At 42.1% G+C, this 16,244-nt stretch carries 17 protein-coding genes and 1 tRNA gene; 15 read left to right on the forward strand and 3 right to left on the reverse strand.

The annotated features are described in order from the left end of the window. The first annotated feature begins 7 nt into the window (after positions 1-7). The 10 genes from DWX32_RS04000 (at position 8) to DWX32_RS04045 (ending at position 10,098) form a co-directional block, all read left to right on the forward strand. Positions 8-1,078, forward strand: coding sequence for a glycosyltransferase family 2 protein (locus DWX32_RS04000; protein ID WP_118600893.1), 1,071 nt, complete (start codon positions 8-10; stop codon positions 1,076-1,078). Beyond that, the gene (locus tag DWX32_RS04005) at positions 1,075-1,854 is read left to right on the forward strand and encodes a glycosyltransferase family 32 protein (protein WP_118600892.1); all 780 of its coding nucleotides are present in this window, start codon (positions 1,075-1,077) and stop codon (positions 1,852-1,854) included. The genes DWX32_RS04000 and DWX32_RS04005 overlap by 4 nt, the downstream gene beginning before the upstream one ends. Before the next feature lie 3 nt (positions 1,855-1,857). Then, positions 1,858-2,850, forward strand: a complete 993-nt coding sequence (locus tag DWX32_RS04010) for a glycosyltransferase family 2 protein (protein WP_118600891.1) — start codon at positions 1,858-1,860, stop codon at positions 2,848-2,850. Then, positions 2,837-3,988 (forward strand): glycosyltransferase WbsX family protein, encoded by a 1,152-nt coding sequence (locus DWX32_RS04015; protein WP_118600890.1) that lies wholly within the window; start codon positions 2,837-2,839, stop codon positions 3,986-3,988. The genes DWX32_RS04010 and DWX32_RS04015 overlap by 14 nt, the downstream gene beginning before the upstream one ends. A gap of 12 nt (positions 3,989-4,000) precedes the next feature. Further along, positions 4,001-5,212, forward strand: coding sequence for a Coenzyme F420 hydrogenase/dehydrogenase, beta subunit C-terminal domain (locus tag DWX32_RS04020; protein WP_118600889.1), 1,212 nt, complete (start codon positions 4,001-4,003; stop codon positions 5,210-5,212). A 16-nt stretch (positions 5,213-5,228) separates the two neighbouring features. After that, on the forward strand, positions 5,229-6,098 hold the full coding sequence (locus DWX32_RS04025) for an ABC transporter permease (RefSeq protein WP_118600888.1): 870 nt from the start codon (positions 5,229-5,231) through the stop codon (positions 6,096-6,098). A 10-nt stretch (positions 6,099-6,108) separates the two neighbouring features. Further along, positions 6,109-7,404 (forward strand): ABC transporter ATP-binding protein, encoded by a 1,296-nt coding sequence (locus DWX32_RS04030; RefSeq protein WP_117804738.1) that lies wholly within the window; start codon positions 6,109-6,111, stop codon positions 7,402-7,404. Continuing rightward, complete coding sequence (locus DWX32_RS04035) at positions 7,394-8,182, forward strand: glycosyltransferase family 32 protein (RefSeq protein WP_118640346.1); 789 nt, start codon at positions 7,394-7,396, stop codon at positions 8,180-8,182. Before DWX32_RS04030 ends, DWX32_RS04035 begins: the two co-directional genes overlap by 11 nt. Then, the gene (locus tag DWX32_RS04040) at positions 8,169-9,179 is read left to right on the forward strand and encodes a glycosyltransferase family 2 protein (protein WP_118640347.1); all 1,011 of its coding nucleotides are present in this window, start codon (positions 8,169-8,171) and stop codon (positions 9,177-9,179) included. The genes DWX32_RS04035 and DWX32_RS04040 overlap by 14 nt, the downstream gene beginning before the upstream one ends. A 76-nt stretch (positions 9,180-9,255) precedes the next feature. Further along, on the forward strand, positions 9,256-10,098 hold the full coding sequence (locus DWX32_RS04045) for a metallophosphoesterase (RefSeq protein WP_158583742.1): 843 nt from the start codon (positions 9,256-9,258) through the stop codon (positions 10,096-10,098). Between the two features lie 64 nt (positions 10,099-10,162). On the opposite strand, the gene DWX32_RS04050 is transcribed toward DWX32_RS04045, so the two are convergent. Together DWX32_RS04050 and DWX32_RS04055 are read right to left on the reverse strand one after the other, a co-directional pair. After that, complete coding sequence (locus DWX32_RS04050) at positions 10,163-10,354, reverse strand: hypothetical protein (protein ID WP_022461561.1); 192 nt, start codon at positions 10,352-10,354, stop codon at positions 10,163-10,165. Further along, entirely contained in the window at positions 10,354-11,484 is a 1,131-nt protein-coding gene (locus DWX32_RS04055) for a glycoside hydrolase family 27 protein (RefSeq protein ID WP_118659307.1), read from the reverse strand. Before DWX32_RS04055 ends, DWX32_RS04050 begins: the two co-directional genes overlap by 1 nt. 130 nt (positions 11,485-11,614) lie before the next feature. Here DWX32_RS04055 and DWX32_RS04060 point away from each other — a divergent pair, with 130 nt between their 5' ends. Next, positions 11,615-12,418, forward strand: a complete 804-nt coding sequence (locus DWX32_RS04060) for an AraC family transcriptional regulator (RefSeq protein WP_118659308.1) — start codon at positions 11,615-11,617, stop codon at positions 12,416-12,418. Positions 12,419-12,428: 10 nt separating this feature from the next. Here the strand turns inward: DWX32_RS04060 and sigG are convergent, their stop codons facing one another. Continuing rightward, positions 12,429-13,214 (reverse strand): RNA polymerase sporulation sigma factor SigG, encoded by a 786-nt coding sequence (gene sigG / locus DWX32_RS04065; RefSeq protein WP_055220491.1) that lies wholly within the window; start codon positions 13,212-13,214, stop codon positions 12,429-12,431. Between the two features lie 220 nt (positions 13,215-13,434). Between sigG and DWX32_RS04070 the strand changes: the two genes are divergently transcribed. The 4 genes from DWX32_RS04070 to DWX32_RS04085 all read left to right on the forward strand — a co-directional run bounded on the left by DWX32_RS04070 (position 13,435) and on the right by DWX32_RS04085 (position 16,196). Continuing rightward, on the forward strand, positions 13,435-13,950 hold the full coding sequence (locus DWX32_RS04070; protein WP_055220692.1) for a transcription repressor NadR: 516 nt from the start codon (positions 13,435-13,437) through the stop codon (positions 13,948-13,950). Positions 13,951-14,103: 153 nt separating this feature from the next. Further along, positions 14,104-14,177: transfer RNA gene (locus DWX32_RS04075), tRNA-Arg, on the forward strand. A gap of 200 nt (positions 14,178-14,377) precedes the next feature. After that, entirely contained in the window at positions 14,378-15,880 is a 1,503-nt protein-coding gene (locus DWX32_RS04080; RefSeq protein WP_118659309.1) for an alpha-N-arabinofuranosidase, read from the forward strand. A gap of 61 nt (positions 15,881-15,941) precedes the next feature. Continuing rightward, positions 15,942-16,196, forward strand: a complete 255-nt coding sequence (locus DWX32_RS04085; protein WP_055220495.1) for a DUF6171 family protein — start codon at positions 15,942-15,944, stop codon at positions 16,194-16,196. The last annotated feature ends 48 nt before the right edge of the window (positions 16,197-16,244 follow it).

The raw sequence follows: 16,244 nt of genomic DNA on the forward strand, positions 1-16,244 counted from the left end.
GTTGAAAATGATTTTTAAAAGAATAGCGGCATGGATTGCTTATGAGATACGGGAAGAAAAGATTACACTTTCTTCACAGGATGCGAAGAGAATACTGATGGATGTTGCACCGCCCGTGTCGCCGGATGTATTTTCTGAAAACAGGAGCAGAGAGATTCGATATGATCTCACGATTATAGTGCCTGTATATAACTCGGAAAACTGGCTGAAGGAATGTATGGAGTCGATCGTCCTGCAAAAAACAAAATATTCCTTTCAGATAATTGCAATTGACGATGGATCGACGGATCGAAGCGGGCAAATTTTAAATCAATACATAAAAAATCCATGTGTAGAAGTTATTCGGCAGGAGAATAAAGGGTATTCGGGTGCAAGAAATGCAGGACTTGAAAGAGTAAAAAGCAAATACATTATGTTTGTTGATTCGGATGATGTTTTATTACCGAATGCAATAGAGTGTTTGCTGTCAAAAGCGTATCTGGAAGATGCGGATATTGTAGAGGGAAATGGCTATCGCTTTGATAAAAATGGTTTTCTTGGAATGATAAAAAAAGAACATTTGCCAAAAGAAAGAAATCAATATTGGGGAGGCCCCTGTTTAAAGGTGATGAAAGCAAAACTGTGGGAAGAATTGAAATTTCCGGAGGGCTATTGGTATGAGGATGCAATTATCGGAGCTGTGATTTTTCCAATGGCGAATAAAGTGGATTGTTTGTCTGATGTAGTGTATGCATATCGAATTCATGGAGAGAGTATTACACAGAAGCATGATGAAAATCCAAAAAGAGTAGATTCTTATTGGATTATGCTGTTAATGGCTGAGATTCAAAAGAAAATGGAGATTCCTTTTGACTACGAGAATTATCAAAGGGTAATGAGACAGATTGTATTTACCTGCCGGAGGATTGTTATGCTGCCGGAAAAAATAAAAAAGGCTGTATTTGCAGGGGAATGTGAATTTGTCTGTACTAATTTTAAAGAGTATTTGAAAAAAAAGGACAGATATTATTTTCTTGCAAAAGCAATTTTAAATAAAGATTATGCAAAATATTCTATTTATTGCCAGGAGTTTATATGATACCGAAAAAAATTCATTATTGTTGGTTTGGGGAAAACGAAAAACCATTGCTGGTAATTGAATGTATTAAGAGCTGGCAGAAATATTGTCCGGATTATGAAATTATGGAATGGAACAGCAAGAATTATGATGTTCATAAAAATAAATATATGGAGCAGGCGTATCAGGCAAAACGCTGGGGGTTTGTATCTGATTATGCCAGACTGGATATTATTTACCAGTATGGAGGAATCTATCTTGATACGGATGTTGAACTAATTCGATCACTGGATGATTTGTTAGAAACAGATGGCTATATCGGATTTGAGAAGAAAGTGGATGAAGAATGTGATGAGGTTTATGTGAATACGGGACAGGGGTTTGGCGCATCTGCTTTTCATCCGGTCGTGAAGGCGATGATGGATATTTATAAAGAGATTGATTTTGTTGAGCAGGAAAAAGAAAATTTAAAAACGTGTCCTTATTATAACACAGCGGCACTGGTAAAACTGGGAATGAAGAAAGAAAATGTGGAACAGGAAATTTGTAAGTTTCATATTTATCCAGCAGAGTATTTCTGCCCGATCAATTGGAAAAGTCATAAGTGTGAATTGACAGATAATACATATTCGATTCATCATTTTAAAGCATCATGGCTTACAGAAAAAGAAAAGAAAAAAAGAAAATATCTAAGAAATATGGACTGTATGATTCATCTGCCGAACAGAATATGCAGAAGTATTTTAGGAAAAGAGAGGTATGAGAGCATAAAGGAAAAAATAAAATGGAAAGGATAGCGTATGGATGTTTCAATTATTATTGTTAATTACAATTCCATAGACTTAACAATCGATTGTGTCAATTCAATATTTCAACAAACTGCGGATGTAAAATTTGAGATTATTATCGTGGATAATGCATCAAAGAACAAAGAAGCAGAAAGATTACAGGCGGAATTTGAAAACAGCGTTAAGATGATAGAGGCAGAAACAAATCTTGGATTTGGAAAAGCGAACAATCTGGGAACAAAATACGCAGCGGGGGATTATGTATTTTTTCTTAATCCCGATACGGTTTTGATGAACAATGCAGTAAAAATTTTATGGGAAGAGATGAAAAACAATCCAGATATGGGATGTACAGGCGGAAATTTATATACACCGGAGAGAATGCCGTGTCCGTCTTTTTGTTTAAGGTTTGATGATTTGGGAACGGAAAAGAGATATGCATCCTGGCGGTATTTGATGCTGTCAAAAGCAGAACAAAAATTATACAGAAAACATCTTGCATTGCAGATACGAAGAAAAGATTTTAACGATACGAATCAAAAGATAGAAGTTGCCTATATATTTGGGGCAGACATGATGGTGAAGAAAAAACTCTTTGAGCAGTTGGGAGGATTTGATGAGGATTTTTTTATGTATGCAGAGGAGGAAGAGCTGTCTTGGAGAATTAAAAAAAGAGGTGAAAAAATTTATAATATACCACAGGCAAAGATTATTCATCTGGAGGGAGCGACTTTAGAGAAACAGCATGATTTTAATGAAAAACAATTCACCCTTCGAATAAATGGAACGATGACGTATTTCTGGAAACGATATGGGAGAGAAGGCATATATCAATTTTATAAATTTCGTGCATTAAGATATCAGAGACTCAAAAAAATTGCTGAGATTCAGAAGAAAAGCGGTGTGAGCTTTCAGTTTGAAACTCGTTTGAGATGTCTTTTGGAATGTTTTGAAAAAATCATGGAAAAAACAGAAGGTGAGGGGAAGAAAAATGGCAGAAGTTAAGGATGGGAAAGGAGTTAAGCTGATTGCATTTTACCTGCCTCAGTTTCATGCAATACCATTGAACGACCAATGCTGGGGCAAGGGGTTTACCGAATGGACAAATGTACGAAAAGCACAAGCATTATTTTCCGGGCATGATCAGCCCAAAATCCCACTGGACCTTAACTATTATGATTTAATGGATGATCAGGTAAAGATCTGGCAGAGTAATCTGGCAAAAAAATATGGGATTTTCGGATTTTGCTATTATCATTATTGGTTTAAACATGGTGAGAAGTTGTTGGAAAAACCGGCGGAACAAATGCTGAAAAACAAAAAAATAGAGATCCCATTTTGCTTTTGCTGGGCCAATGAAAACTGGAGTAAGAACTGGGATGGTGGAGATCAGGAAATCATCATGGAGCAGGATTATGGCGGAAAAGAAGAGTGGGAACGGCACTTTCAGTATCTGCTGAATTTTTTTCAAGATGAACGATATATAACAGTAGATGGGTGCCCATTGCTCGTTGTTTATAAGCCGGAACAAATGATCGATATTTATAAGATGGCATCGTATTTTAGAAGAAGAGCAAAAGAAGAAGGCTTTCCGGATTTATGTCTGGCATTTCAATTTCCGGCGTATTATTCAGATATGTATTACAGAAACGATATTTTTGATTATCAAATTGAATTTGAGCCTGTATATTCACGAAATATCGAAAGCCAGGAGCTGCCTGGAACAAGCAGAAAAATTTCTTTGATCAGAAACTTTTGTGGAGAGGAAATGGTGTCGTTTTATCGAAAATGTCGAAAGAAGAAAGGAAGAATGTATTGGAAGAAAGAGCAGAGTCTGGGAATGTATTTTTACGATGAGATATGGGATTTGATTTTAAATGCGAAATGGAAGAAAAATTTTTGGCCGGGGTGTTTTGTGGATTGGGATAATACGCCAAGAAATAAACATGGAGTTATGGTCAGTGGATTTTCCGTAGAAAAGTTTGCTGAATATATGAAAATACTGGTACAAAGAGCACGGAAAGAGGAAAAGCCGGTAATATTTATTAATGCATGGAATGAATGGGGAGAAGGTGCTTTTCTGGAACCGGACACAAGATATCAGTATCGAAAGCTTGAAGCAATAAAAGAAGCATTAGAATAGGGAAAAGGGTAAATGAGAAATATAATTTCCGAAAAGAATGAGACAAATTGCTGTGGATGTGGAGCCTGCAGTAAATGCTGCCCCAGACATGCGATTTACATGGAAGAGGATGAAAATGGTTTTGATTATCCTAAAATAGATGAATCGAAGTGTACGGAGTGCGGAAAATGTTTAAAAGTCTGCAGTTTTGAGAAAAAAGAGCAATCACGAAAAGAAACGTATGCGGCACAGGCAAAGGACGCTGATCTGGAAGAAAATGCTTCGGGGGGAATCTTTACCGTGCTGGCGCAGGAAGTGCTAAAAAGAAAAGGAATTGTCTATGGATGTGCTATGCTTTATGAAAACCAAAACTTAGTAATAAAACATATCGGGATAGATAAAATAGAGGAACTTTGTAAATTAAAGGATTCAAAATATGTACAAAGCAATTTGGAAAATGTATATGTTGAAATTAAGCGGCATCTGGAACATAACGAGACTGTGTTGTTTAGTGGAACGCCTTGTCAGATAGCAGGACTGAGAGGATACCTTCAGAGAACGTATGCAAATTTATATACAATAGAAATTATATGTCATGGTGTACCGAGCGCAAAATTATTCCAGAATTATTTAGGATACATAGAATCGAAAGAAGGAAAAAAAATAGCAGGATTTTATTTTCGAGATAAAAGCAGCGGGTGGAAGTTATACGGAAAAATGATATTGGAGAACAGGGATGGAAGTCAGAAAGAAAGATATTTTGAACCGGAAGAAAGCTCCTATTATCAAATGTTTTTAAATGGATACACATACCGGAAAAGCTGCTATTTTTGTCCGTTTGCATCAGAATATCGTCAGGGTGATATTACCATAGGAGATTATTGGGGGATAGAGCTGGTGCACCCGGAATATTTGAAAAAATATGGAGGTGAAATAGAGAAAGAAAAAGGAGTCTCCTGTCTGATTGTGAATAATGATCAGGGAAGGACTATGCTTGCGAAATATGGAAGTAACATTATAAAATATCCGTCATCTTATCAGCGGGCAGCAAAATATAATGCACAGCTGGTACAGCCGTCTGTACTGAAACGGCAGCGGGAGAAAGTAATGAAACTGCAAAAACAGAACTATGCATGTGTGGAACGGTGGTATCAGAAACGAAGAAACAGAATTCTGTTTGTGAGAAAACTTCGTTTCATGATACCGAAAAGAATCAAAATATTTATAAGAAAAATCAAAGTTTAAGGTTAGAGAGAAAAAGATGGAACAACAATTTAAAACAGTTATTACGGCAAATTCAAAATGGATCAATCTTCATTTAAAGGAAACATATGAGTATAGAGACCTGATTTTTTTATTTGTGAGAAGAGATTTTGTTTCAAAATATAAACAGACAATTTTAGGGCCTTTGTGGGCGGTGATACAGCCCCTGTTAACAACCATAGTGTTCACTGTGATTTTTGGTTCACTGGCAAACCTGACTACGCTGGATGTGAAAGCGACAGAAGAAACCGTAATTCCGGCATTTCTGTTCTATATGGCAGGTACGATCTGCTGGAGCTATTTTTCATCGACGGTCAGCAGTACGGCAAACACATTTATAACAAACAGTTCTATTATGGGAAAGGTATATTTTCCAAGGCTGGTATCTCCGGCAGCGTCAACCATATCTAATTTGATTTCCTTCGGTATTCAATTTGCCATGTTTTTGATTTTTTTGCTGTATTTTATATGGAAAGGGAAAATGGAAATTCGATTGTCCGGGTATCTCTTTCTATTTCCAATATTGATCATTCAGATGATGATGCTGGCGATGGGAGTTGGAATTATTGTTTCAGCGCTTACAACAAAATATCGTGATTTGGCGATGCTGATAGGCTTTGGATTACAATTATGGCAGTATGGAACGCCAGTTGCATATGGATTGCGGCTTGTACCTGAAAAATATATGAAGATTTATATGCTGAATCCAATGACGCCGATCATCACTTCATTCCGCTATATTTTTTTCGGAACAGGATATTTTCATGCAGGATACTATGGAGTGGGGTGGGGAAACACAATGATCTTATTTGTACTTGGAATTGTGTTATTCAATAAAGTGGAAAGAACATTTATGGATACCATTTAAGGAGAACAGGATGGCAGAAAAACAGATTATGGTCAAAATAGATCATGTATCAAAAGAATATAGACTGGGTGCAATCGGGGGAACAACATTACGGGAAGATCTGGAACGATTCCATGCAAAAATAAGAAAAAAAGAAGATCCGACACTGAAAATAGGCCAGAAAACACCAGAGTATGGAAAACGTTTTATGGCGCTGAAGGATATTTCATTTGAGGTAGAAAAAGGAGAAGCAGTAGGGATTATCGGACACAACGGAGCAGGAAAATCGACATTGCTGAAACTGCTGTCAAGAGTAACGGCACCAACAAAAGGAAGCATTGGAATGAATGGCCGTGTGGCATCTATGCTTGAAGTAGGAACGGGATTTCATCCGGAATTAACGGGACGTGAAAACATTTATATGAATGGGGCAATATTGGGGATGAGCCGTGCAGAAATCGGAGAAAAACTGGATCAGATTATTGCATTTTCCGAATGTGGAGAGTTTATCGATACGCCTGTAAAACGATATTCCAGTGGGATGTATGTTAAACTTGCATTTTCTGTGGCAGCTCATCTGGATAGTGAAATTATGATTATGGATGAGGTTCTGGCTGTCGGAGATATGAAATTCCAGCAGAAGTGTCTTGGACGGATGGGAAAGGCGGCAAATTCAGAAGAAAAAACGATTCTTTATGTGAGTCATAATATGAATACCATTCGTCAGCTTTGCACCCGCTGCCTTGTACTGGATCACGGCGAACTGATATTTGACGGCGGGGTAGAAAGAGCAATTGATTTGTATATGGATACAGCTGTTAAAAACGGAAGTGTAGATATTGATCTGAAAAATAAGAGAATGGCACATCTGCCGCCAGTTATTAAGGCGAAAATGACACATGTGCATCTTGTGGACAAACAGGTACCGGTATATGAATTTGAGGAAAAGCTGAAATTTGATTTGTCGGTTGAGGCCAAAACAAATATTTCCAATCTATCCGTGAGGGCAGAAATAAGATCAGCAGATGGAGGATCTGTTGCGGCGGGAATTTTGCAGGAATTTACATCCTTTTTTGCAGGAAGAAGCAAAATATTGGAAATGGAATTGCTGCTGCGTGGACTTGTACCGGGAAAATATTTCGTATTGCTGGTGATTTATAATGTAAACGAAATGGGAACTTACGATGACCTGGATGCAGTGTTTCCAGCATTTACATTTGAAATTCAGGATAGTAAACATGCTTTAAAGATTAACTGGAACGTAAATGCCTGGGGAAAAATTCGATTAGACGATTTGAAATGCGTGGGTGAAAGAGATGATTCCTAAAAAAATACATTATTGCTGGTTTGGGAGAAAGCCAATTCCAGATTCGGTCAGGCGATGCATGCAAAGCTGGCAGAAGTTTTGTCCAGACTATCTTATTGTAGAATGGAATGAAAAAAATTTTAATATAAAAGAATGCCCGCAGTATGTAATTGACGCATATCATAGGAAAAAGTGGGCATTTGTTACAGATTATGTAAGACTCCGGGTTGTGTATGAATATGGAGGAATATATTTTGATACAGATGTAGAATTAGTGAAAAAGATTGATTTTCTGCTAAAATACAGTGCTTTTTTTGGATTTGAAAATAAAAAATATATTTCTACGGGGCTTGGATTTGGCGCTGAACGGGGATGCGGTTTGTTGTATGAAATGATGGAGATGTATCAAACGATCCCGTTTATTTTAGAGGACGGATCAGAAAATAAGAAGACATGCCCGGTTATTAATACAGAAATCTTTTTGAAACACGGACTGGAACAAAAGGATAAGCAGCAGATTTTAGAGGGAAATATTATGATTTTACCATCCATTTGTATGTGCCCCATTGATTTTGAAACAGGATATAGAAGAAAATCAAAAAAAACAATTTCGGTTCATTGGTTTCATGCAAGCTGGATGGAAAGAGCAGAAAAAGAGTATCATAAAAAACATCGTCAGGCATTGTTAGAGGAAAAGAAAAATGATTGGAAATATCTTCCGAATCGTATGATTAAAAAGCTTTTGGGAGAAAAAATCTACTTGAAAATAAAAGGATGGATCAGATATGATAACGGTTAGTATTATAATTCCGGTTTATCAAGGGAAAAGCTATTTAAAACGGTGTATCGACAGTGTGCTGGCACAGAGTTGTCAGGAATATGAAATTATTTTAGTGGATGATGGTTCAACTGACGGTTCGGCCGAGATATGTGATGAATATGCTGAAAAACAGAAGACAATAACGGTGATTCATAAAGAAAACGGGGGACTTTCTTCTGCTAGAAATGCGGGCTTAGAAATTGCATCAGGGGAATACGTAATGTTTATTGATGCGGATGATGTGGTGCATAGTAAAATGCTTGAAACAGAGCTGAAAGTTTTGAAAGAGGAAAATGCGGATATCTTTATCTGCGGATTAAAACATTTTGCTGAGATAGAAGAAGTAGATACATGCGCTGAGTTACAAATCAAGAATTGTGTGGAAATCCAGTCTGGATTGGAAATTGAAAGCAAACTTTTTTGTGGTCAAAACGTGGAAAAATATATATCCTGTTGTGGAAAATTATTTAAGAAAACAGTATTTAATGGAATCCGTTTTCCGCAAGGGAGGTTATTTGAAGATGAATATATTACGTATCAATTGTATTATAGAAGTGAGAGAATAGCAGTAACAGATATTGTATTTTATTTCTATTTTACAAATCCGTGTGGAATAACAAAAAATTTGACGCTCAATAAACGATTTGATGAATATGATGCACAGGAAGAAAGAATAAAATTTTTTAAGAAAAAAAGGTGTAAAGAACTTTATCAGGCGGCATTGTTAAAACTGCTGAATTCAGCGCAGTGGGATTTGATAAAGTGCCAAAAATGGAAAGAAGGTTTTGATAAAGAACGAGGAGAAAAATTTCAACAGCAGTATAGAGAAGCACTGGAGCAGGCAGAAAAAGAGGGGATTGTACGCTTTAAAAATAATTATGATTTTTATGTATTAGCATATCCTGAGAAAGTCAACTTTTTTAGAGTGAGAAGACAATGGCAGAATCTGCTGAGAATGATTCGATCTAAAATATAAGATGGTTAGAAATAGAATGAGAAAACGATGTAAAAACGGGTACAAGCTGCGTAGGGTAGTGGGCATATTGGTTGTTATGCTTCTGTGCATAACAGGAAAAAGTGTTATAAAATCGAAATATAATCTAAACAGCATAACATATATACTGCAATCGAAGAAAATTTCGGAAGAAATTTGTCTGATACAAATAACAGATCTCCATAACAGCATTTTTGGTTCGGATAATAAACATCTGATTTCTAAAGCAGCAATGAAGTCACCAGATTTGATTATGATCACCGGTGATCTTCTAAATGCAAATGAGCCAGATAATAATATTGTGGTAACGCTGCTGGCAGAATTATCTGCAATCGCCCCAACATACGTCTCCCTCGGCAACCATGAACTGGAATACGAGCAGAACTACGGTACAGACATTACCGCTCTCTACGAATCTGCCGGCGCCACCGTCCTGAACTATGAATATAAAGACATCACCATCAACAGCCAGCCCCTCCGTATCGGCGGCATTTACGGTTACTGTCTCCCGGATAAATATCTGGAAACTGGCGAAGCGGATCTAGGAGAGTGTAAGTTCTTGTGGGATTTTGAGAACACCGACCGTTACAAAATCCTGCTCAGCCATCTTCCGATTGCCTGGCTGAAAAATGACGGGCTGGAGGAGTGGGACATTGACTGCGTATTTTCCGGCCATCTTCACGGCGGCCAGGTCATTCTGCCTGGCATTGGCGGTGTTTATGCGCCGGACATGGGATGGTTTCCGGGACAGCTGAAGGGGATTTTTGATTCGGAGGATGGAAAACGGCATCTGGTGCTGTCGTCCGGACTTGGAAATACGGAATTGGTTCCGCGGTTCAATAACATTCCCGAGATTGTCTGCGTGGAGCTGATTCCGGATGGAAACCTTCATAAAACATAAAAATAACACAGAGCCGGATTCCTGATGCATGGAAATCTGACTCTGTGCGTTACATGCAGCGGCCTTATACAAACAGGGTACATCCCTGTCGCTTGAACTGTTCGATCTTTTCGTCAATGAGCTCCGGCGTTACACCGAGATGCTCGGCAAGACACTGCTTGCAGAAAAACTGTTCTGCGCCGCGGTTGATAAATTTACGGTGGGCGCCGATCTCGTTATGTGTGAGTTCTTTGCCGCACTGCATACAGCGTGCCATCAGAGTTTTACGACCTTTGCACGGTATACTTTTGATGCAAATGGCTCGAGCTCTGTGACAAGGGATGCATTGTTTGCACACAGGTTCTCGCAGGTCCAGACCTCAGTAAGTTCCAGAGTACGGCCAGTGGAGAACGGAAGGCCGATTTCATCGAGATTCATGGCTGCACGCGATTTTTCATCACTGAGATTGAACATGCCGATAGCAAGATTTCCGTCTGCGAGCGCTTTTACATAAATCAGAACGTTGTCATTCCATGCATGGTTTTTCACTTTATACGGCTGACGGCAGAGCGGATCCTGGTTGATGCGGATCATTTCGTCATTCATGAGAATGCGGCGGGTTTCGTCGCTCATCTCGCGGATGTCGCAGCCGATCATCAGCGGGGAGCCAAGGAATGCCCACAGTGCATAGTGTGTCTGATACTGGACATCGCTGCAGCCGGCCAGTCCAACATTTCCTTTTCCATGCATGCCGACGATCAGCATGTCCATATCGTTGAAGCAGCCGACGCCGTTGTACGGATGCAGTTTTTCCTGCTGTGCCACGAGATCTTTGACAGAATCCCAGGTATCAAAGATGTCGCCGGTGGAACGCCACATGGAAGCGCCGGTTTCTTTGATCCACTCATGCGTTTCATCAGCACCCCAGGAGCAGGCAGAGAAGAGAATGTCGCGGCCGCAGTTCTCGAGTGCCAGTCCCATGCGGCGGTACAGATATTTTCCGTGCAGGATCGGGCTGTGGTAGCAGTAGTCGTATTTTAAGAAATCAACATCCCAGGATGCGAAAGTTTCCGCATCGACAAATTCGTGCTCATAGCTGCCAGGGTAGCCGGCACACGTCATGTTTCCGGCGCAGGAATACATACCGAATTTCAGCCCTTTGGAATGAACGTAATCGGCAACGGCTTTCATACCATGCGGAAATTTTTCCGGATCCGGCACAAGACGGCCGTTTTCATCGCGTTCACGTAAAGACCAGCAGTCGTCGATGACAAGATATTCGTATCCTTTATCGCGCAGGCCGCTCTCGGCCATGACATCAGCAGTTTCAAAAATCATTTTTTCATTGATATTTTCTCCGAAGGTGTTCCAGGAATTCCAGCCCATCGGCGGTGTAAGTTTGATCATAGTATTGACCTCCCGTAAGTTTTGATGTACTTTGAGTATAGATGGATTTCCAGAGCAAAACCATGGAATTTTAAGACAAAAGCATGGATTTTTGCTTCATAAAGAATAAAATACGGGAAAAGGAAAGAATATGCTTGTATCAGAAATGAACGGGATCCGGCCTGTCGATGCCGGGCGGCAGGACTGCCATGATCTGCATTCCTGGGGGCCGGGTGTACGGCAGTGCTATATTATACATTATATTATAAGCGGAAAGGGAACGTTTACCTGCGGGAAAAAGACGTACACACTTACCGCCGGACAGAGCTTTTTAATCTGTCCAGAGCAGGTGGTGCAGTACGCGCCGGATGAGAACGAGCCGTGGGAATATGTGTGGGTTGATTTTGTCGGGGAACAATGCCGGCAGATTCTGGCACGGTCGGTACTGAACCCACAGCAGCCGGCGGCGCCGCCTCTCCGTCAGGAAAGGCTTCTGCCGTATTTTGAGCGTCTCTGCCAGATGGAACTCTATCGCCGGAACAGCCAGGAGGCCGTCGGTGTGCTGCTTGCGCTTCTGGGCGTGTACCAGGATCTGGCGGAGCCGCAGCGGGAGGAGAGAAAGAAGGAAGATCCGCGGATCATGGAAGCGATGGCTCTGATTGCCGCAGGGTATCACAGGAGTGAGTTCTGCGCGGAGACAATTGCGCGGAAAATGGCGGTCAGCCGCACAACGCTGAACCGTCTGTTTCAGAAGAAAATCGGCTGGTCACCAGGACAGTATCTGCTGGAATATCGGCTGCAGCAGTCAGAAAAGCTGCTGCAGATGGGGATGATGGTCAAACAGACGGCGCTGTCGTGCGGATTTGAAGATCCCTTTTACTATTCCCGTGTGTTCCGGAAACACTATGGAATGCCGCCGTCGGATTACCGGCTGGAGTTTGCAGAAATTCAGTGAACGGCGGGCGTTACCGCTCGTCGGAGAGATAATTCCGCATAGAGCGCAGGGCGGACTTTTCCAGCCGGCTGACCTGCGCCTGCGAGATGCCGATTTCCCGGGCAACCTCCATCTGGGTCTGCCCCTCATAGAAACGCATGCGGATGATCTGGCGTTCGCGCTCATTGAGACGGGCGACCGCGTCCTGCAGGGCGAGGTTCTGCACCCAGTTTTCTTCTTTATTTTTCTTATCACTTAACTGATCCATGACATACAGGGTATCGCCGCCTTCCGTGTAGACGGGCTCATACAGACTCATTGGGCTTTGGATTGCATCGAGGGCATAGACGATATCCTCTTTTCCAATGCCGATTTCAGCGGCGATTTCCTCGATCGAAGGCTCTTTCTGGTTCTGCTTGAGATAAAGTTCGCGGGCGCAGATGGCGCGGTAGGCAGTATCCCTGAGGGAACGGCTGACGCGGATCGCATTGTTGTCACGCAGATACCGCCGGATTTCACCGATGATCATCGGCACGGCATAGGTGGAGAAACGGACGTTTAAGGTCGTGTCGAAGTTATCAATCGCCTTAATCAGGCCGATACAGCCGATCTGAAAGAGATCGTCGGCGTTTTCACTGCTGTTGGAGAAGCGCTTGATCACGCTTAAGACAAGGCGCAGATTGCCCTGAATGTAGCGTTCGCGGGCAGCAGCATCTCCTTCGCGGGCCTTTTTCAGCAGAGTCTCTTTTTCTTCGGCATTCAGTACGGGAAGGCGTGATGTATTGACTCCGCACAGTTCAACTTTATTGATCGCCATGGTATGCATCCTCCTGAAACATGGAACGTATGGTTACCGTTCGTTACTGTTATACGTTCATGATTGGCAGTTGGCGGGACGAATATACGAGAGCCTGGAAAATTTCATAAAGTTTTAGTCCTTGACAAAGCTTTTGGAAAATGATTTCCTGCTATTGTAGAAACGGCGGAAAGTGTGATAAGATAAGGGAAGTGTACGAAATGCGAGGTCTTGTTTTATGATGAGTGGAAAGGAACGAAGAGAAGAGATTCTTCAAAGAATAACAAACAGTAAGACGCCGGTCTCCGGTGCAGCGCTGGCGAAGAGCTGTGAAGTCAGCCGTCAGGTGATTGTCCAGGACATTGCCTTGATCCGCGCTGCCGGATACGATGTGATTGCGACAAACCGCGGCTACATCTGCAGCAGCCCGGTGAGAGAGACGCGGGTCTTTGAGGTGAATCACACGGATGAGCAGATGCAGGACGAGCTGAATACAATTGTGGATTTCGGCGGCGTTGTGCTGGATGTGATTGTGCGTCACGAGGTTTACGGAGAACTGCGGGCGGAACTTAATATCAGTTCACGAAATAAGGTGGCACTGTTTATGGAAGAAATCCGGCAGGGAAAATCACGGCCGCTGAAGAATATCACATCAGGGGAACATTTTCATACCGTATCGGCAGACTCTGCGCAGACCCTGGATCTGATTGAAGAGGAACTGCGAAAGAAAGACTACCTGGTGCGGACTGTGAAATAGGGGAAAAAGCCCTTATTTTCACAAAAAACTGTTATTCGAAAAAATTTTAAAATTTTTTCAAAAAGGTGTTGACTTTTCTCTTAGGATAGTGTAATATACATGATGTCAGCGGGAACGAGTGATAAACAAAGAGTTCTAAAGCGACAAAAAAATGTGCGTTTAGCTCAGCTGGATAGAGCGTTTGGCTACGGACCAAAAGGTCGGGGGTTCGAATCCTCTAACGCACGGACGGTAACCGTCCTGGTGAAAACCAGGGCGGTTTTTTCGTATGCAGAATGAAAAATAAAACAAGCGGCCTTTTGGTCAGCAGCCAGACGGCCGCACTTTTTGAAAAAATCATGGGGAAACAACTTGTACGCTCATTGACACAAGTGAGATACATCTCCTATAATAAAGCCAAATTTAAGATCTCGAAAGGGGACAAGTTATGGCTAAGTTAGTAATTGATGCGAACAGAAAGCTTTCAAAAATCAATAAGGAAATCCAGGGACAGTTTTCGGAGCATCTGGGAAGATGTATTTATGAAGGACTCTATGTAGGAGAAAATTCCGATATTCCGAACGTGAACGGAATGCGTACCGATGTTGTTGAAGCACTGAAAAATATCAAAGTTCCGGTACTGCGCTGGCCGGGCGGATGTTTTGCAGATGAATATCACTGGAAAGACGGTATCGGACCGAAAGAAAGCCGCAAAAAAATGATCAACACCAACTGGGGCGGTGTTGTCGAGGACAACAGCTTCGGTACCCACGAGTTTTTTGAACTCTGCCATCAGATCGGATGTGAAACCTATATCAACGGAAATATGGGAAGCGGTACTGTACAGGAGATGTCGGAGTGGGTTGAATATATGACATTTGACGGTGTATCTCCGATGGCAGACCTTCGTGCGGAAAATGGCCACGAAAAGCCGTGGACCGTCGATTTCTTCGGTGTCGGCAATGAGAACTGGGGCTGCGGCGGAAATATGAATCCGGAATTCTACGGAAATATGTACCGCAGATATCAGACCTTTGTGCGTGATTACGATGGAAACAAAAAGATCCGGAAGATTGCCTGCGGCGCCAATTCGGATGATTATGAGTGGACGCAGGAAGTGATGAAAGCATGCTTCCGCAGAATCTCCCCACAGCAGCATGGCATGATGGATGGCCTGTCGCTTCATTACTATACGGTGCCGGAAACCTGGGATCACAAGGGAAGTGCAACGGAGTTTGCGGAAAAAGACTGGTATAAGACCATGAAAAAGACGATGTATATGGAAGAGCTGATCCGTCGCCACAGCGCCATTATGGATCAGTATGACCCGGACAAAAAGGTCGGCATGATCGTGGATGAGTGGGGTACCTGGTATGATGTGGAGCCTGGAACAAATCCGGGATTTCTGTATCAGCAGAATACCATGCGTGATGCACTGGTCGCAGGTATCAACCTGAATCTTTTCAACAAACACAGCGACCGTGTCAAGATGGCAAATATCGCACAGATGGTCAATGTTCTGCAGTCGATGATCCTGACCGAGGGGGAAAAGCTGGTCAAAACTCCGACGTATCATGTTTTCGATCTGTATCAGGTACATCAGGAAAATGATCTTCTGGCAAGCTCTCTGGAAACGGAGCAGGTTGGTCTGGAAGACGAATACATGGTTCCGAATCTGACGGAATCTGTTTCGATAGATGCAGACGGTGTACTTCATATCACGATGACGAATGTGGATCTGGAGAAAGCATATCCGGTAGAAGCGGTAATTCTTGGAAAAAAAGCCGGCGAGATCAAAGCCGAGATCGTAACCGGCCATATGCAGGATAAGAACACCTTTGAAGCGCCGGAGACGGTTGGCGTTCAGAACTTTGACGGTGTACAGGCAACCAAAGAGGGAATTTCCTTTACCATTCCGGCATGCAGTGTGCTTCATATCGCTGTAAAATAGGGAAACCATAAAAACCAGAAGATATCTGGGATGAAAAAAGATTCGGTTCCGGAGGAGTTTGATGGACGGAAATACCAGGATCTGTAAAAAATGCCTGCTTCGTGAGATGGACGAGGCAGGCTTTTTTCAGAATATGTACGATTATATTGCGAGAATTCCGGCGGACGATAAAACGCCGGAGGAGGAATACGAGCGGCGGCTTTCCATCTGTAAGGAGTGTGAAAAGCTGCTGTCCGGCATGTGCCGCATGTGCGGCTGCTACGTGGAGATGCGGGCAGCGATTGCACTGCGGGACTGCCCGGGGAAAAAGTGGTAGCAAAAGAGAAACCCCGCACAGCGGATCCGATGAAAACAACGGATCTAT

It is taken from the genome of Blautia sp. AF19-13LB, from assembly GCF_003479105.1.
Lineage (GTDB): Bacteria > Bacillota > Clostridia > Lachnospirales > Lachnospiraceae > Fusicatenibacter > Fusicatenibacter saccharivorans.